This is a genomic window from Nitrosospira sp. TNL300, assembly GCF_055385915.1.
Genome location: NZ_AP041005.1, coordinates 2647668 through 2672430 on the forward strand (window position 1 = coordinate 2647668; position 24763 = coordinate 2672430).

The 24763-nt window shown below is 55.8% G+C and carries 17 protein-coding genes and 2 tRNA genes; 4 read left to right on the forward strand and 15 right to left on the reverse strand.

Going from position 1 to position 24763, the window contains the following annotated elements; translation table 11 throughout:
* Positions 1-102: 102 nt before the first annotated feature.
* From ACZ5BW_RS12105 to ACZ5BW_RS12125, 5 genes are all read right to left on the reverse strand, one after another.
* Positions 103-693 (reverse strand): hypothetical protein, encoded by a 591-nt coding sequence (locus ACZ5BW_RS12105; protein ID WP_464540286.1) that lies wholly within the window; start codon positions 691-693, stop codon positions 103-105.
* A 163-nt stretch (positions 694-856) separates the two neighbouring features.
* Complete coding sequence (locus ACZ5BW_RS12110) at positions 857-1447, reverse strand: hypothetical protein (protein WP_464543704.1); 591 nt, start codon at positions 1445-1447, stop codon at positions 857-859.
* Between the two features lie 184 nt (positions 1448-1631).
* Positions 1632-2882, reverse strand: a complete 1251-nt coding sequence (locus tag ACZ5BW_RS12115; protein ID WP_464540288.1) for a methane monooxygenase/ammonia monooxygenase subunit B — start codon at positions 2880-2882, stop codon at positions 1632-1634.
* Positions 2882-3706, reverse strand: a complete 825-nt coding sequence (locus ACZ5BW_RS12120) for a methane monooxygenase/ammonia monooxygenase subunit A (protein ID WP_464540290.1) — start codon at positions 3704-3706, stop codon at positions 2882-2884. The genes ACZ5BW_RS12115 and ACZ5BW_RS12120 overlap by 1 nt, the downstream gene beginning before the upstream one ends.
* A 299-nt stretch (positions 3707-4005) precedes the next feature.
* Positions 4006-4836 carry a methane monooxygenase/ammonia monooxygenase subunit C gene (locus ACZ5BW_RS12125; protein ID WP_464540292.1) on the reverse strand — a complete coding sequence of 277 codons (831 nt, stop codon included), beginning with the start codon at positions 4834-4836 and terminating at the stop codon, positions 4006-4008.
* 647 nt (positions 4837-5483) lie between these two features.
* Between ACZ5BW_RS12125 and ACZ5BW_RS12130 the strand changes: the two genes are divergently transcribed.
* The 3 genes from ACZ5BW_RS12130 (at position 5484) to ACZ5BW_RS12140 (ending at position 10181) form a co-directional block, all read left to right on the forward strand.
* On the forward strand, positions 5484-7688 hold the full coding sequence (locus ACZ5BW_RS12130; protein WP_464540294.1) for a primosomal protein N': 2205 nt from the start codon (positions 5484-5486) through the stop codon (positions 7686-7688).
* Between the two features lie 159 nt (positions 7689-7847).
* Positions 7848-9284 carry an argininosuccinate lyase gene (gene argH / locus ACZ5BW_RS12135; RefSeq protein WP_464540296.1) on the forward strand — a complete coding sequence of 479 codons (1437 nt, stop codon included), beginning with the start codon at positions 7848-7850 and terminating at the stop codon, positions 9282-9284.
* A gap of 9 nt (positions 9285-9293) precedes the next feature.
* The gene (locus ACZ5BW_RS12140) at positions 9294-10181 is read left to right on the forward strand and encodes a fructosamine kinase family protein (RefSeq protein ID WP_464540298.1); all 888 of its coding nucleotides are present in this window, start codon (positions 9294-9296) and stop codon (positions 10179-10181) included.
* A gap of 17 nt (positions 10182-10198) precedes the next feature.
* Here ACZ5BW_RS12140 and ACZ5BW_RS12145 read toward each other — a convergent pair whose 3' ends face one another.
* The 5 genes from ACZ5BW_RS12145 to ACZ5BW_RS12165 are packed head-to-tail and all read right to left on the reverse strand — an operon-like array spanning position 10199 to position 18697.
* Complete coding sequence (locus tag ACZ5BW_RS12145; protein ID WP_464540301.1) at positions 10199-11806, reverse strand: peptide chain release factor 3; 1608 nt, start codon at positions 11804-11806, stop codon at positions 10199-10201.
* 17 nt (positions 11807-11823) lie between these two features.
* A complete protein-coding gene (locus ACZ5BW_RS12150) occupies positions 11824-13923 on the reverse strand; it encodes an ABC transporter ATP-binding protein (RefSeq protein WP_464540303.1) in 2100 nt (699 codons plus the stop codon).
* A 36-nt stretch (positions 13924-13959) separates the two neighbouring features.
* Positions 13960-15420 carry an ABC transporter permease gene (locus ACZ5BW_RS12155; RefSeq protein ID WP_464540305.1) on the reverse strand — a complete coding sequence of 487 codons (1461 nt, stop codon included), beginning with the start codon at positions 15418-15420 and terminating at the stop codon, positions 13960-13962.
* A gap of 21 nt (positions 15421-15441) precedes the next feature.
* Complete coding sequence (locus ACZ5BW_RS12160) at positions 15442-16419, reverse strand: ABC transporter permease (RefSeq protein ID WP_464543705.1); 978 nt, start codon at positions 16417-16419, stop codon at positions 15442-15444.
* Positions 16420-16429: 10 nt separating this feature from the next.
* Positions 16430-18697, reverse strand: a complete 2268-nt coding sequence (locus tag ACZ5BW_RS12165) for an ABC transporter substrate-binding protein (RefSeq protein ID WP_464543706.1) — start codon at positions 18695-18697, stop codon at positions 16430-16432.
* Between the two features lie 283 nt (positions 18698-18980).
* Between ACZ5BW_RS12165 and ACZ5BW_RS12170 the strand changes: the two genes are divergently transcribed.
* The gene (locus tag ACZ5BW_RS12170) at positions 18981-19763 is read left to right on the forward strand and encodes an enoyl-ACP reductase FabI (protein ID WP_464540308.1); all 783 of its coding nucleotides are present in this window, start codon (positions 18981-18983) and stop codon (positions 19761-19763) included.
* Between the two features lie 13 nt (positions 19764-19776).
* Here ACZ5BW_RS12170 and ACZ5BW_RS12175 read toward each other — a convergent pair whose 3' ends face one another.
* From ACZ5BW_RS12175 to lon, 5 genes are all read right to left on the reverse strand, one after another.
* The gene (locus ACZ5BW_RS12175) at positions 19777-21660 is read right to left on the reverse strand and encodes a SurA N-terminal domain-containing protein (protein ID WP_464540310.1); all 1884 of its coding nucleotides are present in this window, start codon (positions 21658-21660) and stop codon (positions 19777-19779) included.
* Positions 21661-21719: 59 nt separating this feature from the next.
* A tRNA-Asp gene (locus tag ACZ5BW_RS12180) sits at positions 21720-21796 on the reverse strand.
* A gap of 14 nt (positions 21797-21810) precedes the next feature.
* Positions 21811-21886 (reverse strand) — tRNA-Val (locus tag ACZ5BW_RS12185).
* Positions 21887-21900: 14 nt separating this feature from the next.
* A complete protein-coding gene (locus ACZ5BW_RS12190) occupies positions 21901-22173 on the reverse strand; it encodes an HU family DNA-binding protein (RefSeq protein WP_464540312.1) in 273 nt (90 codons plus the stop codon).
* 169 nt (positions 22174-22342) lie between these two features.
* Positions 22343-24754, reverse strand: a complete 2412-nt coding sequence (gene lon, locus ACZ5BW_RS12195) for an endopeptidase La (protein ID WP_464540314.1) — start codon at positions 24752-24754, stop codon at positions 22343-22345.
* Positions 24755-24763: the final 9 nt, after the last annotated feature.

Consider the following 24763-nt stretch of genomic DNA (forward strand, 5'->3'; position numbering starts at 1 on the left):
TTGCACGGTGCAGCGCTGCATCGGCAGTCCCGCAGTCATCTGTTTGTTGCGCCGGGCCTGCCCAGAGAACGACAGTGAGCGCTTGCTTCTCTTTTTTCTCTCCTAGGCGCTCGCACCGGCTGATTTACGCCCGCGCAAGAAGAAGACAGCCGCCCCTATGATCACTGCCACAATGACTATGATGAGGTAGGGCGACATGCCTCTGGGTTCACCCACGGAGAAGGGAAAGCGCGAGACCATCGGTTCCTTGTCGGTGACGGTCACGAGCCCCACGAACTTGCCAGGCTGGGTGAAGTTGTATTCAAAATTGATGGAGCCATTGGGATAGACCTTGGGCGGTATGTGCAGGATGGTGATTTCATCGAGCTTCTGCTGTTCGTCGGGGGCCGGCTGTCCGCCTGAGCCGGTGTCGCGGATGATGCGCACTTCGGTGGGCAGGGGACGCAGCGCTTCTTCAATGTAGTCCAGGGCGACTACGGTGCGGCCGGTATTAGGAATGTCTTCGCAGAATTCCTTTTCCTGCGTGGCATCCGGCTGGTAGCCGGTAAAGTGCATGGTGAAGGGGCCGATGGTGAGCTTGCATATGTCATCGGCAAGCGACAGGCCGCCGTGCGCCGCCACCTGGGAGGAGAAGGGCAGGGACAGGGCAAATACCAGTCCGACCAAGGCAGGTTTGAGTGAGGATGAGAACATTATCAATTCGCCTCTATAAGTATGATGGGCCAGTGAATCAATGATCCTGAAGGATCGCGGTTGCGTTTATCCGCCGCTGTTTTGCCAGGTGGGCCCAGTGTCTCCCCGGCTGCGGCAGGAGCCGGTTATCCGGTGATCTTTCTATCCGGTGATCTTTCCTGCATCACGGGTTGCGCGAGGAGCGCCAGCGTTGCACGCGCGGGGATTTCATGAGCTTGTATCCCAGCACGGCAAGCAGCAGCAGGCCGATCAGGGGGCCTACTGCGGCGCGGAATATTTCGGCATAGTTGATCATCTGTACCCGCAGGGGATACTGGTAGCGCAGGGGCGGCACGCCCTCTGCGGTGATGAATACGGTGTAGAGTCCCTGATCGAGGCTGGTCTGCCCTTGGATGACGCCATCCGGATGGTGGGCAGGACTCAGTTGCGCGACCGTTTCGTCCTCTTCACTCGTGCCACGCACCACTTTCATGCCAATGGGCATGTCGCGCATGGCAGGGTCGACCAGGTCTATCACGAGGAAGGTATCGCCTCCCTTGGGAATCTCGGTGCAGTATTGTGCAGTGGGTTCAAATTGCGGCTGGTAGGCGCTCAAATGCACCATGTTCTCGCCGATGCGGCGCACGCAGCTGTCTTCTTCCAGCGTTTCCCTGCCGTGCGCGCTGACAAACCCGCTGTAGAGGGTGGTAATCAGCAGCAGCGCCAGGGCACCTGCCCGGCTGCCTTGTCTGCTCGAAGTGCCTTTCGCTTGCATTTCTCTAGATTCGTTAAAAAAACACCGATCCACCTTGCCGTCTGTAACGGTGGCGGACCGGTGTTTGCGTGTTGCCATGTTCCAGTCTTTTTCCCCGGCTCCCACCCTGATCAGGGCAGGAGCCAGGCTGCTTAAGGTTGATTCCAGGGTTTGACCCTATAGGGGCTGACCCCGGGGTTTGACCTTAGAGCTTGGTGAAGACCGGGATGACCGCACCTGCGATGCTGTTGATGTTGCGATCGCCGTCATCGCTCCAGGTCATGAGAAGTCCGCCAAAGCGGCTTTCCGGGTCACCCAGGAGCGCCATCAGCCGTTGCACTTCCCACAGCGCGTCTTTCGCTTCCATCTTGACTTCGCGCGTCTCGCCAGGCTGGATCGGCGTATCGCTGTCAAACGACAGGCCGGTGGCCACCAGTTCCTTCGGATAGCCGCGGTCCAGGTGCTTCAAGCCCACCTTGTTGATGAAGCGCACGCCCGCAGTGGTGAATTCCCCGATGCGATAGGCCTTGTCGCCGCTGTTGGTCACACTCATCGTCACCCGCAAGGCGCGTCCCGGCACGTCGTAGTTGGCGTGCGTGACCTTGATTGCGATCGGGTTGGGTTTCACCGGCAGCGGTTCGACCTTCGATTCGCCCGCCTGGATCGGCACCGTGTAGGGGTGCTTGTTCTCGGTGTAGCGATAGCCGCCCCAGACAATGCCAAAGGTGAGGATCAGCACCACCCACGCTACCTTCCTGTCCATGGGGTCGAGCAGGAGCTCGTCTCCATAGGCCAGCAGCACCCGGCTCCTTGGCAGGAACATGGGCCGCGCTACGTAGTAGCCGATCCAGAAGACGCCAAGGGACAACCACAGGATGTGCCAGAAGATGCCGTTGCTGAAGTTGAAGGTCTCGGTGTCGATGGTCTCGCCCGTCAAGAGCTTCACCGGGTTGGTGAAGTCGTCCCAGCTGCCAGAGATGTTCATCCAGGCGGCAGGACCTGCAATCGGGCCTGCGTCCTTGATGTTGACCATGGCGTGCATGTGGTGGCGTCCGGGAATGCGGGCCTTGAGCCTGACTTCAAAGGCGTAGTCGCGCCCGATCTCCATCGGTCCGGAGATGTAGGTGGGCTCGCCATTGAGCTTGGTGGACAGGCGCACGAACACGGGGCTGGGGCTGCCTACGTTGAAGAAGGCGCGACCAGGCTTGCCCACCGCGCGCGGCCAGTCTTCGGCCAGGTGGAATTTGCCGGTCATGGTGGCGATGTCGTTGACCTTGGTGGTCTCGGGGCCCCATTTCATGTCATACCACTGGATGGTGCGCATGCGCAGGAACGGTTCCTGCGAACGCTCTCCATGCGCTGCCGCCGGCTGGATGTCAAGCGTCAGCGCCAGTCCCAGGGCGGCAATACTGCAGAATCCTGCAATGCTCTTCTTGAACAGGTTCTTTGCGTTCATTATTTGATCCCCTCGGCAAAGCCTTCTTCGCCAAATGCCGTCACGTCGTTCTGCATGCTGACACGGCCGCGCGCACCCTTGACATAGTAGAAGGCGGTGCAGTAGACCTTGCCAAAGTACCACCAGACGGTGAACATGAGCATGGAGACGAACGCGGAGAAGAAGGAGGCAATAACCGTGGTGTGACCGCCAAAGGTCCTGAGCGACCCTTGTTCGATCAGGCGCACGTACTCAGGGGTGCCGGTACGGACATACAGAAAGCCCGTGTAGTCGGCTACCGAGAGCAGCACGCCTTCTGCCACCAGCGGCAGGTGGGTCGGGCCGAAGATGGTCCAGTTGCCAGGGTAGAACAACAGGCCGTAGGCGCCACCGCCAACCAGAGCCGTGATCATCCAGTTGCGCGTCAGGAGCATGACGGTGTCCATCACCAGCGCGCCAGGAATCATGGTGGAGGGGAATACAAAGTTCATGGGGTAGTGCGACCACCAGTAGAAGCCCCAGAAGCGGGTCAGCCATTCGCCCGTCAGCAGGCACACCACGCACAGGGTGGCCCCGAACGGCAGGCGGTAGTTCACCCACAGGTAGTACATGATGGCAGCGCAGTAGGTGATCCCTACGATCGGGGTTACCACCGGCCACCATTGCCGGTCCTTCCAGTCAAGCCAGAAGTCCCAGTCACCCGCCAGCAGCATGAAGTGCATGTGGTAGGTTCCAACCAGAAGAATGCATAGAATCGGGAAGTAAATCACGTCTATCATCCTGGACATCTTTACCGCTTCAGGCGGCATCTTCGCCGCCTTCAGTATTTCATCTGTTCTGCTCATCGCACCCTCCCTCAAATGTTACGCGACTAAAACTGTCAATTGTTGCTGCGAGTTCCAGGGAACCTCGTGATTCAGCAAGGGTCTACATGACTGGATAAATCCTGCATGAATCCCTTGCTGCTTCCTTGCTGCTCCCAGGTTCAGCGGCTCCTTTCCCCTTTTGCTCCAGGTGCCGCCGCCTCGCATTGCTTGAGCTTGCCTGGTTGTGTTACCGCTGGCCGCATCGCTCTTCCGTGCGGGAGCGATGCGGCCAGGTGCTGCTCACTGCGTATCTCACTGCGTATGGCAGCGAGTCAATCCTAAAACTTCTTGTCGTACGGTACGATGCGGTTGTTGAGGATGACTTTGCTCTGGCCGTTCCAGACGACGTCCGTCAGGTTGGAGTAGCGGGTGATGATCTGGGCCGCAATCCCGCCTGCAAACAATCCCGACCAGCCCAGTATCACGAAGCCCCAGTGCAGCGGTGCGCTGAAGAGTTCTTCCATGAACCAGAAGGCGTGGCCCCATTCGTTCAACCCTACGTTCGGCAGGATCATGAGCGGCCCTGCAATGGCCATGACCAGCGGGAACGAGGTGCCGCGCGAATACAGCGGCAGGCGTGTCATCGCATACAGGTAGCTCGCTATCCCGCAGACGATGTACATCGGGAAGGAGCCGTAGAACACTACTACGTGACTTGGCGTGAAGCTCGTGTCACGGATGATGACCTGGTGCCAGGAGGCGTCCTGTTCGGTAAAGAAGCTGCCGCCCCAGTACACGCCAAACAGGTATACGCCCAGCCACATCATCCAGTAGAAGTAGCGCTTGACTTCAAGCTTCGGATCAAGATTGTCCAACTGCTCCTTGGTGTCGCGCGTCTTCCAGATCCACCCCCAGGTGATGAGCGCAAACAGCGGCATCACGATCATGTGCACACGCCACAAGCCCATCCACACTTTCTCGAACTCGGGTTCCATCGAGTCCATCCCGTGCGAGTAGGCAAACGTGCGCTGGTACCAGATCCAGAATATCGCTACCGCCAGCATCGTGATCAGACCAAACTTGTACCACTTCGAGTCATACCACAGCGACATGTCGTAGTCCCGGCCACTCGTCTTGGCCTGGCTCGACGTTCCCATCGTTGTTGCCATTTTGCTTCCTCCTGCTATCTTGTTAATCAAGTACTGCCTTGCTTCCAGCAGCCGCTTCCTCCCTCTCCAACCCCGGCAGAAGCGCTTGCCCTTCATGCTGCCTGATACTTCCAACTTCCGATATCCGCTTGCTGCCGCTTCCACTACCCAAAAAATGGCTTGCAAGAACAAACAACAAACTGTCGCTTACTTCCCAATACCGGTAGCGCTAAATAGCGGCAACCAGACCATACCCCAAATCCCTCCCTGGTACCACCTATATTGCCACTACCAGTACTTTACATACCCATAAGCCCGTAAAGACTACTCCCCGTCCCGCACTTAAGTCAAGCAGTTTGTCAGAGAGCAAATAGGGCAAAATGCGCGATAATCTATTGATCCTTAGTCATACCAGGCATTGCAAGGACCGCAGCATATCTCGTGCCAGAAATGATATTTTCATTAAATTCAAGTAGTTGTATTATTTGCGTTATATTTTTATTACACAGGTGTAAGAAAACTCGACATCTCCTGGGCCCGGAGAACCCGGATAGGGGAGACATCAACTCGGGAAGCGAGTCATTCTTGCCTGGCCGACAGGATTCGTATTTCATCCTCGCCGCGTTTATCATACCCCCTTTCCACCCCCGATCACCGCTCGTCCTGGCATGTCCATCATTCGCGTTGCGCTTGATAAGCCTTTGAATACACTCTTCGATTATCTCGCCCCGGCAGGAGTAACGAAACAGGATATCGGTTGCCGCGTATTCGTTCCCTTTGGAAAAGGCCGGATGGCGGGGGTTATCATGGAAGTGGCCTCTCACTCCGACATTTCCCCGGACAGGATCAAGCAAGCCGGCCAAGTATTTCGCGATGTTCCACCCCTGCCACCGGAGTTGCTCGATTTATTCCGTTTTTGCAGCGAGTATTACCACCACCCGCTGGGAGAAGTGGTAATGAATGGCCTTCCGACCAGATTGCGCAGCAGCCAACCTTTTTTCATTCGCAAGGCGCCCGCCATTTTTCAATACCGCCTTACGACGAGGGGTCGCGCTGTCGATATATCGGCCATTCCCGGCCGCAGCATCGCCAGACGCAGACTTTTGGTAAAGCTGAAGGAATCCGGGATGATCGAAGATGGGGAGGCAAAACAATTTTCCAGGCGGACTTCTGAAGTCATGAAGGACTTTGTCGCTTTGCAATGGGTGGAAGAAATACCTGTTGCACCTCCCGTCGTTTCGGCTTCTCCGGCTCAAGAAACACAGGCGCTCCCCGTCCTGACCGCTGCGCAGAAAAGTGCGATCGATGCGATAGTCCCGAAAATGGGGGAATTCAATACATGGCTGCTGCATGGGGTAACCGGCAGCGGAAAAACGGAGATATACCTGCGGTTGATTTCACTGCTGCTGCGCCAGGCGCGACAGACGCTCGTCCTCGTCCCGGAGATCAACCTGACGCCTCAACTGGAGGCCACCTTCCGCGCGCGCTTTCCCGGGGTACGGCTGGCCAGCCTCCATAGCGGGTTAAATCCCACCGAACGCGCCGAGGGGTGGGTCCAGGCACAACTTGGAGAAGCCGAAATAATACTGGGCACCCGGCTCGCTGTATTTACTCCACTGCCAAGGCTGGGAATGATCATCGTGGATGAGGAGCACGATCTCTCATTCAAACAGCAGGAGGGCTTGCGCTACTCGGCGCGGGATGTCGCTGTCTTTCGTGCAAAGCGCGCCGGGATACCCATAGTATTGGGTTCGGCCACTCCGTCGCTTGAAACCTATTACAACGCCATTACGGGACGCTATCTCCTCTTGCGCCTGCCCTCGCGTGCCGCCGACAATGCCTCCCTGCCAACCGTGCATTGTATCGATATCGGTAAAATAAAAACTCAGGAGGGTTTTTCGCCTCCAGTCATCACCGCACTGGAAAAATGCCTGGCATCAAACCAGCAAAGCCTGGTTTTTATAAACCGCCGTGGCTACGCGCCAATTCTGCTATGCAGAGCATGCGGGTGGACAGCTGTCTGTCACCGCTGCGCCAGCCGTCTGGTCGTCCACTTGCGCGAAAAAAAACTGCGCTGTCACCATTGCGGCCATCAAGCGGGATTTCCCAGCCTCTGCCCGGAATGCGGGAATCAGGATATTGCTCCTTTTGGTCACGGCACACAACGAATCGAAGCTGCGTTGACCCGGCTTTTCCCCCATGCCCGTATCGCCCGGATAGACCGCGACAGCACGAGGCGGAAAGATTCCTGGCAACGGATATTGAAAGATATTCGCGAGCAGCGCGTGGACATGCTCGTGGGCACGCAGATTCTCGCGAAAGGACACGATTTTCCAAATCTGTCGCTGGTCAGTATCCTGAACCCGGATGCCTCCCTATTCAGCACCGATTTCCGTGCATCGGAGCGATTGTTTGCCCAACTGATGCAGGTAGCCGGGCGCGCCGGGCGTTCAGGTACCCTCGGCGAAGTTTTGATTCAAACCGAGTTCCCCGATCACCCGCTCTACCGCGCACTGCGCCAGCACGATTACGACACGCTTGCCCGGATGCTGCTGGAAGAAAGGAAAACCGCGCGCTTCCCGCCATTCGTCTATCAGGCTCTATTACGGGCCAACGCCCCGGCAATTGCTACCGCACTTGCCTTTCTTGCCAATGCGGCAACCATGGCAAAAGCGCCACACCAAATTGAGGTATTTGATCCGGTTCCGGCACAAATGGCGCGACTGAAGGGAATGGAGCGCGCTTATCTGCTGGTGCAGTCGAGGTCCAGGAAGAAGCTGCAGGAATTCCTCGGGAGCTGGCGCACGAAGCTCGACAGCCTTCCCAGCCATAAAGTGCGCTGGACGCTGGACATCGACCCGCTGGAATTCTAAGAATATCTGGCGCATAAATTCCTCTGGAACATTCCTGACGCAGGGCTGCGGCATTGTGACAGATGATTTGATTTATACTCGTCTTTTCTTTTCTGAAACAACGATAGAAAGTGGTTTCAAAGGACTCCAACCTTTGTAAGCCATTCCACCGGAAACATTATGACGGCCTCAAAAAGCACGGAAGCGCTGCCCGGCGATAACACAAACACATGGTCAGGACGCTTTGATGAGCCAGTTTCGGAACTGGTTCAGCGTTATACCGCGTCAGTAGGTTTCGACAAGCGACTGGCAGAGTACGATATCCAGGGATCCTTCGCACATGCGCGCATGCTCGCTGCGGGTGGCATTATCGGTCATCATGACCTCGCCGCCATCGAACGGGGCCTGAGCCAGATCCGGCAGGAAATCCAGAGTGGCGAATTTGTCTGGCAGTTGGCCTTGGAGGACGTTCATCTCAATATCGAGAAGCGCCTGACTGCGCTGATCGGTGACGCCGGGAAACGGCTGCACACGGCACGTTCCCGCAACGATCAGGTAGCGACGGACATACGGCTCTATTTGCGCGCCTCGATCGACCGGATCATCGACCTGATCCATGTCATGCAGAACGCGTTGCTGCATCTGGCCGAGCAGCATCTCGATACGGTGATGCCCGGCTTCACTCACTTGCAGGTGGCGCAACCCATCGTCTTCGGACACCACCTCATGGCCTATTTCGAAATGCTGAAACGCGATGTGGAGCGTTTGTCCGATTGCAGAAAGCGCGTGAACAAACTCCCGCTGGGAGCCGCCGCGCTGGCAGGAACAAGCTATCCCGTCGATCGCGCGATGGTAGCGCGGGAACTGGGTTTTGAGGGTGTCTGCGAAAATTCTCTGGATGCCGTTTCCGACCGTGATTTTGCCATTGAATTCTGTGCGGCAGCAGCGCTGATCATGACACATCTGTCGCGCTTGTCCGAGGAACTCATCTTGTGGATGAGCCCATCTTTCGGATTTATCGACTTGGCTGACCGCTTCTGTACCGGCTCATCCATCATGCCGCAAAAGAAAAACCCGGACGTGCCCGAACTGGTGCGCGGCAAAACCGGGCGCGTGAACGGCCATCTGGTCGCATTGCTGACCCTGATGAAGGCCCAGCCGCTTGCGTACAACAAGGATAACCAGGAGGACAAGGAGCCTCTCTTCGACACAGTAGATACCGTGACGGATACGCTGCGCATCTATGCCGACATGCTGGCTGGTATACGCGTCAAGCATGCTGCCATGCGGGAAGCAACGACGCGCGGGTATGCCACTGCCACCGACCTCGCTGATTATCTGACAAAGAAGGGATTGCCTTTCCGTGAAGCGCATGAAGCAGTGGCGCAGGCAGTGCGCTTTGCCGAGGACAGCAATCGCGACTTGAGCGCGCTCACGCTACCGGAGCTGCAGCAATTCTCCCCGCTGGTGGAGGACGATATCTTCACTGTGCTGACGCTGGAAGGCTCGTTAAATAGCCGCAATCACATTGGCGGTACTGCCCCGGTACAGGTTGCCGCCGCCATACGGCGGGCAAGGGAATGGCTATCCGCAACTGACAGCCGCGCAATTGCCTGAAGCAACCTTATGCAACAGTCCTGGACAGAAATTGCGGCGCAAATCTCCCATTCCACCGGTGCTCCTTTTACCGTACAAACCACTTCCCCCCTGGGTGGCGGTTGCATCAATCAGGCATATCGAATCGAAGGGAACGGCCGACGGTTCTTCGTCAAACTGAACAGCCCGGAATGTCTTTCGATGTTTGAGGCGGAGGCTGCGGGTCTTCAGGAAATTCGCAATTCCTGCACCCTGCGCGCGCCTGCGCCAATATGCTGGAGCGGAAATACTTCTGTGGCGTGGCTGGTGCTGGAATATGTGGAGATGCGCGGCGGCTCCGGTAGCGGCGCCAGGGCGCTGGGAGAAGGACTGGCTGCAATGCATCATGTCTCTTTCGGGGAATTCGGGTGGACATGCAATAACACCATTGGGGCGACCGGGCAAATCAATACGCGTTCGTCCAACTGGATCGATTTCTGGCGCAAGCACCGTTTAGGATATCAATTGCAACTGGCGAAGGCCAATGGCTACTCGGGACGGTTACAGACGCAGGGGGAGCGATTGATGGGGGAGCTGGATTGCTTCTTTCCCGACGGACAGCCCGCGATATCGCTCCTGCACGGCGACCTCTGGAGCGGCAACTACGATTTCGATGAAACGGGACAACCCGTCATATTTGATCCTGCCGTATATTACGGTGACCGCGAAACGGATATCGCGATGACTGAACTGTTTGGCGGCTTTCCCGGCAGTTTTTATGCGGCTTACCGATCCGCCTACCCACTGGATGCGGATTATGCAACCCGCAAAACCCTCTACAACCTGTATCACATATTGAACCATCTCAACCTGTTCGGCCGAGGATATCTCAGCCAGGCGGAACAGATGATGGGCAAGCTGCTCGCGGAAATCCGCTGAGGTTCGCTTCGAGGCTGTCAGACATCGGCAGACTCCTGAAACACAAGTCCGGCGTGCTCGCGCATTTTGTGGAAACGAATGTGTTTCCAGTTTTCTTGGGCCACGCTTAGTTCCGCGCCGAAGGAAGCCAGGAATGTCGGTGCCCCTACGGCATCATAGGCGACACGGTGGGCGTTGGTGTCGATGAAGCGTTTGAGTTCACGCGCATCCTCAGCGGTAACCCATCGCGCCAGCTGGTATTTCGCAGGAGCAAGCCGGGCTTCCACGCTGTATTCATGCTTGAGGCGATGCGCGACGACGTCGAACTGCAAAGCTCCGACCGCGCCTAACAGCAGTGCACTGCCCAGGTGAGGCCTGAAAACCTGGATCGCGCCCTCTTCGCCCAATTGCGCCAGCCCCAGTTTGAGCTGCTTGCTGCGCATGGGATCGGCAATTTCCACCGTCTGAAAGATTTCCGGCGCGAAAAATGGCAGGCCGGTAAATTGCAAGCGCTCTCCTTCTGTCAGCGTATCCCCGAGTTGCAGTGTCCCATGGTTGGGAATGCCGATGATATCCCCGGGATAGGCAACGTCTAGCAAATCGCGCCGCTGGGAGAGAAAAGATACGACCCCGTTGGTACGAATATCCTTGTCGTTACGTGCGATCCTCAGGTTCATGCCGCGTTCGAACCGGCCGGAACAGATGCGCACGAAGGCAATACGATCGCGGTGAGCCGGATTCATGTTGGCCTGAATCTTGAACACTACTCCCGTAAACCGCGGTTCGTGCGGCTGCACGTGACGCTGCAATGCGCTGCGTGAACCAGGCGGCGGGGCAAGACTTACCAGGGCATCCAGCACTTCACGCACGCCGAAGTTATTAATGGCCGAACCAAAAAAAATCGGAGTCTGGCGGCCTGCGAGAAACGCTTCCTGGTCGAATTCCGGCGAAGCGCCACGTATCAGCTCGATTTCCTGCTGCAAATTCACAGCCTGGTGTGCAAAACGTTCCGCCAGCAGCGGATTATCCAGGCCTTTGATGATTTCATCTTCATCGTCCAGCCTGTCAGAACCGGGATGAAAAACACGCATGTGATTGTGCCGCAGGTCGAAGACGCCTTGAAAATTGCGTCCCATCCCCATCGGCCATGTGAACGGCACCGCTGCCATGCGCAGTGTTCGTTCGATCTCATCGATGAGATCGAGCGACTCGCGCACTTCCCGGTCCATCTTGTTTACAAAAGTGATAATGGGGGTGTTACGTGCACGGCATACCTCCAGCAAGCGTAATGTCTGGGCTTCCACGCCGTTGCCGGCATCGATCACCATGAGGGCGGCATCCACTGCGGTCAGCACCCGGTAAGTGTCCTCCGAGAAATCCTGGTGTCCCGGCGTATCGAGCAGATTGATGACGCAATCTCCATACTCCATCTGCATGACCGAACTGGCAACCGAAATGCCCCGCTGCTTCTCGATCTCCATCCAGTCGGAGGTCGCATGGCGGCTCGCCTTTCGCGCCTTGACGCTGCCGGCGATATGGATGGCGCCCGCGAATAACAACAATTTTTCCGTGAGTGTCGTTTTACCGGCATCCGGGTGAGAAATTATGGCAAACGTGCGCCTGCGCGCCACTTCCTGACCAACCATTCGGGATATTCCTTATCTTATGCCTGTGTTTTACGGTCTGACTGCTCCTCGTCTTGAGGATAAAGATAGCAGTGTGCCGTATGCGTTGAACTGAATATGCTTGCTGCCGGGTAGTTTTTACGACAGACCGGCATGACGTGGGAGCAACGGGGATGAAAATGGCAGCCTTGTGGCGGGTTGGCGGGCGACGGAAGGTCGCCGTGCAGGCGAATAACCTTCCGCTTCGACTCCTGTTCGATAACGGGAACAGCGGATAACAGTGCCTGGGTATAGGGATGGCGGGGGCTGTCCAGAACTTCGTCCACCGTCCCGCGTTCCACTATCCTTCCGAGATACATGACCGCGATCTCATCCGCAATGTATTCGACTACTGAAATATTATGGGTAATGAACAGATAGGCCAGGCCCAGATTGCGCTGCAATTCCCTCAACAGATTTAAAATCTGGGCCTGCACCGACACATCCAGCGCGCTGGTGGGCTCATCACATACGATCAACTTCGGGTTGACGGCCAACGCGCGAGCAATGGCTATCCGCTGACGCTGCCCGCCGGAGAACTCATGCGGGTAACGCCATTTGGTCTCTGCTGGCAGGCCGACACTTTCGAGTAACCTGTCCACTCTTTTTTCCTCGTGCTCTTTCCCGTCATCTTCGACGCCGAGGGCGTTCATCCCCTCTTCGATAATGTCGACAATGCGCATTCTGGGATTGAGTGATGAATACGGATCCTGGAATATAAGCTGGAATTCGCTGCGCAGGCTCCTTAACCGGTGGCGCTCCAGACCTACCAGTTCCACCCCGTTATAGCGCACGTTGCCTGTCGTAGGCGGAATGAGTTGCAGCATTGCTTTTCCCGCCGTCGTCTTTCCGCAGCCTGATTCCCCCACCAGTGCCAGTGTTTTGCCCCGGTCAATCCTGAGCGAGATTCCGTCGACTGCCTTGACGTATCCCGCCACACGCCTCATCAAGCCCTTATGAATGGGAAAATAAACTTTCAGATCAGTAACGGATAACAGGGAACCATCAGGCGTTGATTGCTCCGCTCCAGGAGCGGGGGAAGATTCGAATTCCCTGCTTTCCGCATCCAGCGTTGCCGGCGCGGCTGCTTGTCCCGAAACGGCCGGCTTGACAATCTTTGATCCAAAATTCTGATTAAAAAGGTGACACCTTACCTGCTGCTCTCCGGTTAGCGCGGTCCATCCCGGCGCGACCTGATGACACAATTCCCAGGCATGGTCGCACCGGTCTGCAAAACGGCAGCCAACGAATTCCCGTGACAGGGAGGGAACGTTGCCCCTGATCGCATCCAGCCGATGACCCTGCTTGCGCCTGTCCCTGCCGGGCAAGGCAGCAAGGAGCTTGCGGGAATAGGGATGTGCCGGACCGCGAAAGAACGCCTCACGGCTCGCCGTTTCCACGATTTCCCCTGCATACATTATTCCCACTCGATGCGCCATCTCTGAAGCCACGCCGAGATCGTGTGTAATCAGCAAGATTGCCATGCCACCCTGCTGCTGCAAGCCACGCATGAGCTCCAGCACCTGCGCCTGGATAGTCACGTCCAGCGCGGTAGTGGGCTCATCCGCAATCAGGAGTTCAGGCTCTCCGGCCAGGGCCATGGCGATCATCATCCGTTGCTTCATTCCGCCGGAAAACTGGAAAGGATATTCATTCATACGACTTGCTGCATCCGGTATTCCCACCTGATCCAGAATTTGCACGATGCGTTTTTCCGCCGCTTGCCCCCGCAAATCGAAATGGCGCTGCAATACCTCGCCAATTTGCTGCGCTACGGTCATCACCGGATTGAGGCTCAGCATCGGCTCCTGAAAAATCATGCCAATGCGTTTTCCGCGCACATTGCGCATGGCTGCCTCGGGAAGCAGCAGCAGGTCTTCGTCGCCCAGACGGACAGAACCGCCCACGATTTCGCCGGCTTCCGGCAACAGCCGCATTATCGAAAGCGCAGTAATGGATTTGCCACATCCGGATTCTCCCAGAAGTGCAAATGTTTCGCCCTTCATGATCTGCAGCGTAAGCCCATCGACCGCCCAAACCGGCCGCGGCTCCGTGTGCAGAACGGTCTCCAGATTTTTGATTTCCAGAACAGGGCTCATGACGGGAGAGAATCCTCTGCGGAAGAAGAGAACTGGTTACGCATTCTTCCCTATGCTTTTCCGGCGCCATGTTCTCGCCAGCGCAGACAGAGTCTTCATCCTTGGATCGAACGCACTCTGTACCGCATCGGCAAAGAGATTCGCGCTCAGGACCAGCGCAAACATGAAGGTGAAGGCGGCAAATAACGCCCACCACACCATCGGTTCCCGCGCCATTTCCAGGCGCGCGGCGTTGATCATGGTGCCAAAGCTGATGGTTGAAGGATCAACGCCCACTCCCACGTAGGACAGTACAGCCTCTGCCAGCACCAGCCCGCTGAAATCCATCACGGTGGTGATCAGCACAATATGCATCACATTGGGGATAAGATGGCGGCTGATGATGCGCCAGTGGGAAACGCCGAACGCATTGGCTGCCTGGATATATTCCATTTCGCGCAGCTTCAGGGTTTCGCCCCGCAGGAGCCGGCACAGGCCAGTCCAGCTTGTAACCCCCAATATGACACAGAGAAACAGCAATCGGAGATCAGCGCGCGCAGCGATTGTATCGAACAGCTCGGGATGAGTCTCCATATAAACCTGCATCATCAGCACGGTGGCAGCGATCAGCAGAACACCCGGAATCGAACTGAGCGTGGTGTACAGGTATTGAATCAAGTCATCTACCCAACCCCGGAAATAACCTGCGGCAACTCCGAGAAGCAATGCAAAAGGAAGCATCATCAGTGTCGTGAGCGTTCCTATGAGCAGTCCGGTGCGGATACTCTTGAGGGACTGGTAAAATACGTCCTGCCCCACCTTGTCCGTGCCAAGAATGTGGTAATCGCTGCACAATGCAAGAGCGGCACCGCCCAGCAGCAGTATCAGGGCGAGCGTCACAAATACCGCTCTCCATGGCACCGGAGTAATACCTTGCCAGATTGTGGAAAGCGTGGAAACAAACCTTTCACCCCTGCAGTGCGCCACGATCGCTGTCACCGATGTCGCGATCAAGAACCAGAGCAGCAGGGCAAGGCCCGCGCCTGTTCCAGCTCTGGTGGCAATATCGCCGAAAAGCTGAGTTTCCGGGTCCTGCAGGTGCGCTCCGCCGAATTTCAGGCGGGGAAATTCGCGTACCTGCCCTCCGCCCGGCAACTCCACGGTTTCCCGAGCATAGAGATGCGTGGCGAAAGGCGCCGAGTAGGTCGTTTCCACCTGTGTGCGCAGAGGCGTTGCAAGCAGGTCGAGCAGGCTCAACACTTCGACCCCGTAAGCAGTTTCGCTGCCGCCATTGCCGTTTTCGATGGCGGGACGCAAATGTATCGTATCGAGCAACCCGATAACGATAAAAAACATCAGTATGGTGAGTGCCGCCATGCCGCTTGCACTACGTCCTACGCGCCGCCAGGGCGCGAGAAGATGTTCATGGCGCCGCACCTGCCAGGCAAAGATAACGATTACGGCAACCAGAACGTAGACGAGCGCATCAGTCCACAGGATTACAGGCTTGAAAGACATGTCAACCTTGCCGGAATATTGTCATTCCAGCCTTATCCTCGGATCCACCAGCGTATAGGAAATGTCAGTCAGTATCAGGCCGACGATATAGAGCAGCGATCCCAGGAACACCATCACGCGCACCACGGCAAAATCCTGAGAGTTGATCGCATCGATGGTATAGCTGCCCAATCCCGGAATGCCGAAAAATGATTCCACGATCAGGCTTCCTAGAAACAGCAGGGGAATTACCACAACGGCCCCGGTAAGAATCGGAATCAGGGCATTCTGCAGCACATGCCGAAACAGCACGGCACTTTCCGGCAGGCCCTTGGCCCGGGCAGTACGCACATAGTCCTTGCCCATTTCCTCCAGAAAAAGTGTTCGATACCAGCGCGTGTTTGCACCGGCCGCGCTGATGACGCCGATGATCACCGGCAGCACCAGGAACTTGGCCGAATCCAGCCCCTGGCCGTAACCTGATATGGGCACGAGATGCCACAATTTGCTGATCAGAAATTGCCCCCCGATAATATAGAACAGACTTGAGATGGACATTAGCGCGACGCATAGTACCACACCCCAAAAATCCACGTAGGTAGCCCGAAAAAACACCATTGTCAATGCGAAGGTGATATAGACGATGAGTCCCAGCACGAATACCGGAAGTGCAATGGCGAGACTGGGCAGCATGCGCGTCCTGATTTCGTAGGCGATGTCGCGCCCGTCATCGGCGCGACCGAAGCGGAACGCGAACATGGCGACGGATTTCTCGAAAAATATGGTACGGGTAACTTTCTCGAGGCCCTCCCCGGCATTGTTGAACATCAGCGGCTGATCATAGCCGCGCTCCTGTTTCCACTTGGCGATGGCCTCCGGTGTAACACGCTTGATGCCAAGCTGCATGCGCGCCATGTCGTCGGGCGTGTTCACGACGAAAAACAGGGTGAAAGTAATCAGGTTAACCCCCACCAGAATGGGGATCGCATACAGGATGCGTCGGATGATGTAATTAAGCATCACCCACCCTTCACCCCTGAGCTTCCATTTTCAACGCGGCATCCGATATTCCTGTTCCTCGTTCCCTACGCCGGTAAACAAGCACGGCGGGAAGCAGACTCCCGGCCAGCGCAATCAATCCTGCGATAGCGGGCCAGACAATCGGTTCATTCCATTCACGCCGCTTCTGCTCGCGCAAGACTCCGTCTATGCGCAGATATTTGACATTGTTGTTTGACAGTCTGTTCGGTTTGACGTTGCCATACCATGAGTGATACAGGCCATAATCCTTGGGATGATAGCCCCACAGCCAGGGTGCATCATGGCGAAGGATATTGACCATTCTATCGATGATCTTCTGGCGCACAGGACCGTTCTCCATATTCTTCATTTGTTCGAACAACCGGTTATATTCAGGATTGGAGTAATTGGAAGCGTTCTCGCCGTCATTGCCTACCTTTTGCTGCGGACCATGTAGCAGGAACAGGAAGTTCTCCGGATCGGGATAATCAGCGTTCCAGCCCCACTCGAAAATCTGGGCATTGCCCTTGCGAATCTTGTCCTGAAAGCGGTTGTAGTCGGTGCTGCGGACCACCAGCTGGATATTGAGTTTCTGAAATTGCTTGCGCATCCAGTCGAGACTGGATTTATCCTCCGCGCCGCGAGCCGTTACGTCGAAATAAAGTACGAGCGGCTCACCAGTTTTGGCGCTAATGCCGTTGGGATAGCCTGCTTCTGCCAGTAATGCCTTGGCCACCTCGATCGGCTTGCGGCGGGGCCGCCCGTCTACCCACTCATAGACCACCGGGTTGATGCCTTCTTTGCCCTCGCGATGACCGGCGATGCCTGGAGCAATCGGGCCTTGCGCCGGAATACCGCGTCCGTTGGCAAATATGGAGACATACTCCTCATAATCCACTGCAATGGAAATCGCCTGGCGCAACTTCCTGGCCGATTCGCGGCCACGTTTCCCTACACCGCCGACTACCGGATCGAACATATTGAAGCCGACATAATTCGTGGAAGTCGCAACAGCCGTTTCCAGCCGAATACCCTGTTCCTTCATTGCCTCGGTTACGGTAGCCTCTCCCTGTCCTGTCAATTGCACGGCCTGGTCGAAGCTGTCGGAACCGATATTGGATGCATCATAGTAACCCTGCAGAAACTTGTTCCAGCGTGGAATGCTTTCCTTCTCCCGGCTGTATATGACCTTTTCTATGAAAGGCAGCGGTTTGCCAGCATCTTTCAGCAGCCCCCCTTCCGCATCCCCCGGCATTCCTTCGGAAGGGTAAGTTTCGCCATGAAAATTGGGATTCTTTTCCAGCACCATTATTCGGTTCGGGTTGTTTTCCGAAAGCATGTAAGGGCCGGTCCCGACGGGATACCAGTCGAGGTTGATATTTTTTTCCGACAGGCCTTTCTGGCTGTAGAAGCGCTCCGCCTCCCAAGGAATGGGTGCAAAAAAAGGCATTGCCAGCCAGTACCTGAACTGCGGATATTTGCCCTTGATCTTGATGCGATAGGTATACCGGTCCACCACCTCTGCTCCCTCCAGGGGATAACGCGCAAGATCCAGGTAATCCTCACCGTCCTGCTCGCGACCGCTCTGTTCCCCCTGCTCGCTGGAGTGTTCTTTGGCCGCCGTCTCGAGCGTTGCTGCATACTCCTTGAGGCCCACGATGTAATCGGACATCAGGCCGAAAATGGGGGAGTGCAACCGGGGATGAGCCAGCCGCTTGATCTGGAAAACGTAATCCGCAGCAGTGAGTTCCCGGGAGCCGGTTTGCGGAAAATCGCTCAACTTGTATATGCCACGTACATCCTCCTCGCCAAGCCTGTGATAAAGGAACTCTCCCTGTGAGTCCCTGGCAAAGGCCGGATGAGGTTGATAACGTATACCGGACTTGATTGAAATTTCATAAACGGTAAAGGCGATCTGACCGGGGTCCACATTGTCGCCCAGGCGCGCGCCTTTTTCGTCAAAATAATGCACCTCCGGCATTTTCGTCGCGGTAGCGGGAGTCAATTCGTAGGGACGTTTCAGGTAATGGTATTGCAGCGGCGGTTCATATATCTGCGCCGTAAAAAGAATCTCATTGGAGCTGTAGGACTGCACCGGGTCCAGGTGCTTGGGACGCTCGGCAAAAGCAGCATAAAGTATATTTTTTTCCGCATCCGCGGCAGGATATGGACTGTTCCACGGGTTGCCGCTGCAGGCGCACACCAGAACAGCAAGGAATGCGGGAAGGAAATGCGTCGCTGGCAAGGTTGCAGTCTTATTCAGAAATCGGGTAAACACAGGCTTGATGGTACAGCGGCAATTCTTGATTCCCCATGAGCAGATTTTCGGCAAACCGTGTGATTCTACAAGCATGCAACAGTTGAAGCTATAATGCCGGGAGTTGGCCAGGTTCAGCGTATATTTCAGTTCGACGCTATACGTCACGTTATTTGCCCGTGTACCTTGACCCGCAGTTTCTTCAGGAGTTCAAGCCGTCCGCGCGACTTCGGGATATCCGGACGAACCGGGACACCGTATTTCCATATTTCACATCATTACTCCAACGCCGCAAGGATATGACATGACATTTCTCGCCAGCAAGCGCATTCTCATCACGGGCCTTCTGACCAACCGTTCGATTGCATATGGCATCGCAAAGGCGATGCATCGCGAGGGCGCCCAGCTTGCCTTTACTTATCAAGGAGAAGGTGTGCGTGAACGGGTCGAAAAAGTCATTAAGGAATTTGACAGCGATTTGCTTTTTCCCTGCGATGTTTCAAAGGATGAGGAAATCGACCGATGTTTCGATGATCTCGCAAAGCGCTGGGATAGCCTCGATGGCATTGTTCACTCCATTGCCTTTGCTCCACGCGAGGCGCTCAGCGGAGATTATCTTGAAACCGTAAACCGTGAGGCTTTTCGTATTGCCCACGATGTCAGCTCCTATAGTTTCGCTGCGCTGGCGAAAGCCGCTCTTCCGCTGCTGCAGGGACGAAATGGCGCGCTTCTGACGCTCTCCTATCTGGGTGCAACAAGGGTGATGCCGAATTACAACGTTATGGGACTGGCCAAGGCAAGTCTCGAAGCCAATGTCCGCTTCATGGCGTCCAGCCTGGGTCCCAAGGGAATACGCGTCAATGCGATTTCGGCAGGGCCGATCAAAACGCTGGCTGCGGCAGGAATCGGCAATTTCGGAAAGCTGCTGAGCTACACGGAGAAGGTCGCGCCGCTGCGGCGTAATGTATCAATCATGGATGTGGGCAATGTCGCCGCCTTTCTATGCAGTGATCTGGCAGGCGGCATAACGGGTGAAATTACCCATGTCGATGCCGGATTCAACACGATTGCCTTCGACACTCTCTAATCCCGGAGCATGACTATTTCTCGAAGTTCTCACTGACCGATACATCATACCTTCTCTTGATTCCATTCAGATAGGATGAAAATTCTTCCTGGGCGAACAACTGGCTCAGTTGGCCTGCAAAACTTTTTCGCTCCTCTGCGCTGGGCGCCCGTGGCTCGATGACATGGTCAATGCGAATCAGGGTAAAACCACCCCGAGCATTCGGCAGGCCTGAATAGGCCGGGAGGTGATTTGTTTCAGCCCTGAAAATTGCCTGTACCGTCTCATTATCAAAACCCTGGCGCTCCCTTCTGGAAACCTGCTGGCTGGGAGTCCATTTGATTGCGGCAGTCTTTCCCTGCTGCAGCTGCGCAAGCTGCTCCTTCCCTTCATTTACCGCTGCTTTGGAAGCCTCTTGCCGGGCGATCAACACCGTGATTTTATCCCTCAATTCATCTACAGAAGGGGTAGTAGCCGGTCTGTAGTCCAGCACTCTGGCTGAAACAAGCGTGTTGGGAGAAACTTCGATCGCCTCCGTGTTGCGTTTATCCTTGATCGCGTCTTCCGAAAATATTGCCTGAAGCAGCCTTTCATTGTTGAAATAAGGCGGCACATCCGAATTCATCCGAATCCAGCCGCTCTGCTGTATGGTCAGGCCAAGACTTTCCGCAGCCGGTTTCAGGCTATCGCTCTGCTCATACACCATGTTACTGAAGCTGTCTGCCATTTCACCAAACATCTTTGCAGCTTTCTGTTTCTTGACATCCTGTTCAACCTGCTTCTTCACTTCCTCGAAACTTGCCTGCTTTCCGCCTCTTGTCTCCGCCAGCAGGATGATATGAAATCCATGCTCAGTTTCGACGATATCGCTGATTTCACCCGGCTTCATCCGGAAAACCACGTCCTCGAATGACTTCGTCATCATGTTGCGTGCGAAAAAACCGAGATCTCCACCCGTCTGCGCTGACCCTGGATCCTGGGAATGCTGTTTCGCAAATTCCGCAAAACGCTGCGGGGATTTTCTGACTTCCGCCAGCAGCTCCTCAGCTTTGGCGCGCGCTGCCGCCCGATCAGAAGCGGAAGCCGAGGCAGGTGCGCTTATGAGGATATGACTCGCGCGGCGTTCTTCGGGTTGCCCGAATTCGTGCTTGTGCTCCTCGTAATATGCCAGCGCTTCATCGGCGGTTACCTGCGCCTTCTCGGCCAGCGCATCCATCGATAACACCACATATTCGACCTGCGCCTGCTCCGGCAACCGGAATTCGGCCTTGTGCGCCTCATAGTAGGCTCTGATGGCGTCATCACCCGGTTTGACGTTCGCCAGAAACTGCTCCGGCTGGATTTGAACGACACTCACCTCACGCTTTTCGTCACCCAGGCGCAGGATTCTTTCCGCCACCGAATGGGAAATAAACGCATTTTTGGAGAAAGGGTCAACCAGTTGCTGCCGCATCAAATCATGACGCAGGCGTGCTTCAAAAGCGCGCGCGCTCATTCCCTGGCTCCGCAGCCATTCTTCATAGCGCTGCTTCGAAAAATTTCCGTCTTCCTGAAATAAATCGATGTTCTGGATCATCTCGACCAGTTGCATGTCGGATACCCCCAGGCCAACGCGAAATGCCTCCTGCCGCAGCAAGCGCTGCTGGATCAATCCTTCCAGGATGGCCGCTCTCACTTCCGGTCTCTCCAGCAGCGTGGGGTTGAAATTCTCCCCCATCGTGGCGCGCATATTCTCCTGCTGATTGCGCAGCGCCTGCTCAAATTCCTGGCGTGAGATTTTTTCTCCTGCGGCGAGCGCAACGTGGTCACCCGCACCGTCATTGCGATAGGATTCCACGCCCCAGAAAACGAACGGTAATGTGGCAAGTCCCAGGATGATCTGAACGATGCGTCTTTTCTTGTTGACGAAATCAAACATTGAATGACGGAAAACGAATAAAAAAGGCGAACTCGCGTTCGCCCTGATGTAAACAGATATGGCGGAGTGGACGGGACTCGAACCCGCGACCCCCGGCGTGACAGGCCGGTATTCTAACCAACTGAACTACCACTCCAGTAAATCTGACTCTGGTGGGTGCTGACGGGGTCGAACCGCCGACATTCGCCTTGTAAGGGCGACGCTCTACCAACTGAGCTAAGCACCCCCGCCGATAAGCCGCTAGTTTACTGCATCCTTGAGCGCCTTGCCAGCAATGAATTTAGGAACCTTGGTGGCTTCGATCTTGATAGCAGCGCCTGTACGGGGGTTGCGGCCGGTGCGCTCACCACGCGTGCCTACTTTGAATGTCCCAAATCCTACCAGTGTTACAGTCTGGCCTTTCTTAAGAGCGGCTTTGATCGCTTCCAGCGCACCGTCCAGCGCATTTCCCGCCGAAGCTTTGGAAATGTCCGATGATTTCGCGATGGCATCGATGAGTTCAGCTTTATTCACGTGATTCCCCTTTCATTATTGTTAAGAGAGTAAAAACCCTGCAAACGTTTTATATCAAGCGGCTTGTGCCTGGTCAAGCCATTGTAAAAATATTTCCGCTTCGCCTTTATAAGACCTTTGCAGGTCATTAGCCCCCTATCACTCCTGTGATACAGACTCTTTAACAAACCTAGTGCTTGATGACCGCCGGCGTCACCTCGCCTTCCACCGCAACAGGAGCAGGAACGGATGAAGGAGCAGCCGGAAGCGGTTCGGGTTTGGATTCCAGGGCCAGATCCAGCACCTGATCTATCCATTTGACCGGATGGATATCCAGCCTGTTTTTGATGTTCTCCGGGATTTCGTTCAGATCTTTAACGTTATCCTCGGGAATCAGCACAGTTTTTATGCCGCCGCGGTGCGCTGCCAGCAGTTTTTCCTTGAGTCCGCCAATTGCCAGCACCTCGCCGCGAAGTGTGATCTCACCAGTCATCGCGACAGTTGCGCGTGCCGAAATGTTGGTCAACGCGGATACCATCGCCACGCAGATACCTATACCGGCACTGGGGCCGTCTTTCGGTGTTGCACCTTCCGGCAGATGGATATGGATGTCGTTCTTCTGATAAAAATCATCCGCAATACCCAAAGCCCTTGACCGGCTGCGAACCACCGACAGGGCGGCCTGAACCGATTCCTGCATGACCTCGCCCAGTTTTCCGGTCGTGATGGATTTACCCTTGCCTGGCAATACGACGGCCTCTATCGTCAGCAATTCTCCCCCGACCTCGGTCCAGGCGAGGCCCGTCACCTGCCCGATCTGGTTCTTTTCCTCCGCGACGCCATAGGTGTAACGCCTTACGCCAAGGTATTTGTCGAGGTTCCTTCCGGTGACGGTAATCCGTTTCTGGCCGCCCTTCAGCAGAAGCGCCTTCACCACTTTACGGCATATTTTGGAAATTTCCCGCTCCATCGCCCGCACGCCCGCTTCGCGGGTGTAATAGCGGGTGATATCCCGCAGGGCCGACTCCGAGACGGTCAGCTCGTTTTCCTTCAAGCCGTGATTTTTCATCTGTTTTGGCAACAGATAGCGTGTCGCGATGTTGAGTTTTTCATCCTCGGTGTAGCCTGACAGCCGGATTACTTCCATGCGATCCAGCAGCGGCGCCGGGATGTTCAACGTATTCGCGGTCGCGACGAACATCACGTCCGACAGATCATACTCAACCTCGACATAGTGATCGACGAACGAGTTATTCTGCTCGGGATCCAGCACTTCCAGGAGTGCGGATGAGGGGTCACCCCGAAAATCCATGCCCATCTTGTCCACCTCGTCGAGCAGGAACAAGGGATTCTTCACGCCCACCTTCGCCATGTTCTGCAGGATCTTGCCCGGCATGGAACCAATATAGGTGCGGCGATGGCCCCGTACCTCCGCCTCGTCGCGAACGCCGCCGAGCGACATGCGGACGAACTTCCGGTTGGTGGCCCGGGCGATCGATTGCCCCAATGAAGTCTTCCCTACCCCGGGCGGCCCTACCAGGCAGAGGATGGGTGCTTTCAACTTATCCACGCGCTGCTGTACCGCCAGATACTCGACGATCCGTTCCTTGACCTTTTCCAGGCCGTAGTGATCCTGCTCGAGCACGGCTTCCGCGACGCTGAGGTCTTTGCTTATCTTGCTTTTTTTCTTCCATGGCAGGGCCACCAGCGCATCAATATAATTACGCACCACGGTGGCTTCAGCCGACATGGGCGACATCAACCGCAGTTTTTTCAACTCCGATTCCGCCTTGGCGCGCGCTTCCTTGGACATCTGGGCACTTTTGATCTTCTTGTCCATCTCTTCCAGATCAGCGCCTTCCTCGCCTTCACCCAGCTCCTTCTGGATGGCCTTCACCTGCTCATTGAGATAGTAGTCCCGCTGGCTTTTTTCCATCTGCCGCTTTACACGACCCCGAATACGCTTTTCCACCTGAAGTATGTCAAGCTCGGTTTCCAGCAGACCAAGCAGGTGCTCCAGGCGCTTCGGCACATCGAAAATTTCCAGCACTTCCTGCTTCTGCTCAAGCTTCAAAGGAAGGTGCGCGGCGATGGTATCAGCCAGACGGCCTGCTTCGTCTATGCCACTGAGCGAAGTCAGGATCTCCGGAGGAATTTTCTTGTTCAGCTTCACGTACTGATCGAACTGGGCCAGCATGGCGCGGCGCATCGCCTCGACCTCATGGTTATCCACGGCATCGGGCGGCAGCAATGCTGCCTCACCGGCAAAGTACGTACCATCGTCAACCACTTTCATGATGCGCGCGCGGCGACCGCCTTCCACCAGTACTTTCACGGTGCCATCCGGCAGCTTGAGCATTTGCAGCAGGTTTGCGACGCTGCACACCCCGTACAGATCTTCGGGCGCGGGCTCGTCCTTGGCTGCAAATTTCTGCGCCACAAGCAAAATGCTCTTGCCGGATTCCATCGCGATTTCCAGCGCCTTGATGGACTTGGGGCGGCCGACAAACAGGGGAATCACCATGTGCGGAAAAACCACCACATCGCGCAATGGCAACAAAGGTAATGAAATCTGATTTTGATCGTTCATGGGAGAGGACATATCGGCTCA

Excerpts from the sequence above, each read along its gene's own strand:
- ACZ5BW_RS12105 (WP_464540286.1), bottom strand. The coding sequence starts at position 693 with ATGTTCTCATCCTCACTCAAACCTGCCTTGGTCGGACTGGTATTTGCC.
- ACZ5BW_RS12110 (WP_464543704.1), bottom strand. The coding sequence starts at position 1,447 with ATGCAAGCGAAAGGCACTTCGAGCAGACAAGGCAGCCGGGCAGGTGCC.
- ACZ5BW_RS12115 (WP_464540288.1), bottom strand. The coding sequence starts at position 2,882 with ATGAACGCAAAGAACCTGTTCAAGAAGAGCATTGCAGGATTCTGCAGT.
- ACZ5BW_RS12120 (WP_464540290.1), bottom strand. The coding sequence starts at position 3,706 with ATGAGCAGAACAGATGAAATACTGAAGGCGGCGAAGATGCCGCCTGAA.
- ACZ5BW_RS12125 (WP_464540292.1), bottom strand. The coding sequence starts at position 4,836 with ATGGCAACAACGATGGGAACGTCGAGCCAGGCCAAGACGAGTGGCCGG.
- ACZ5BW_RS12130 (WP_464540294.1), top strand. The coding sequence starts at position 5,484 with ATGTCCATCATTCGCGTTGCGCTTGATAAGCCTTTGAATACACTCTTC.
- argH (WP_464540296.1), top strand. The coding sequence starts at position 7,848 with ATGACGGCCTCAAAAAGCACGGAAGCGCTGCCCGGCGATAACACAAAC.
- ACZ5BW_RS12140 (WP_464540298.1), top strand. The coding sequence starts at position 9,294 with ATGCAACAGTCCTGGACAGAAATTGCGGCGCAAATCTCCCATTCCACC.
- ACZ5BW_RS12145 (WP_464540301.1), bottom strand. The coding sequence starts at position 11,806 with ATGGTTGGTCAGGAAGTGGCGCGCAGGCGCACGTTTGCCATAATTTCT.
- ACZ5BW_RS12150 (WP_464540303.1), bottom strand. The coding sequence starts at position 13,923 with ATGAGCCCTGTTCTGGAAATCAAAAATCTGGAGACCGTTCTGCACACG.
- ACZ5BW_RS12155 (WP_464540305.1), bottom strand. The coding sequence starts at position 15,420 with ATGTCTTTCAAGCCTGTAATCCTGTGGACTGATGCGCTCGTCTACGTT.
- ACZ5BW_RS12160 (WP_464543705.1), bottom strand. The coding sequence starts at position 16,419 with ATGCTTAATTACATCATCCGACGCATCCTGTATGCGATCCCCATTCTG.
- ACZ5BW_RS12170 (WP_464540308.1), top strand. The coding sequence starts at position 18,981 with ATGACATTTCTCGCCAGCAAGCGCATTCTCATCACGGGCCTTCTGACC.
- ACZ5BW_RS12175 (WP_464540310.1), bottom strand. The coding sequence starts at position 21,660 with ATGTTTGATTTCGTCAACAAGAAAAGACGCATCGTTCAGATCATCCTG.
- lon (WP_464540314.1), bottom strand. The coding sequence starts at position 24,754 with ATGTCCTCTCCCATGAACGATCAAAATCAGATTTCATTACCTTTGTTG.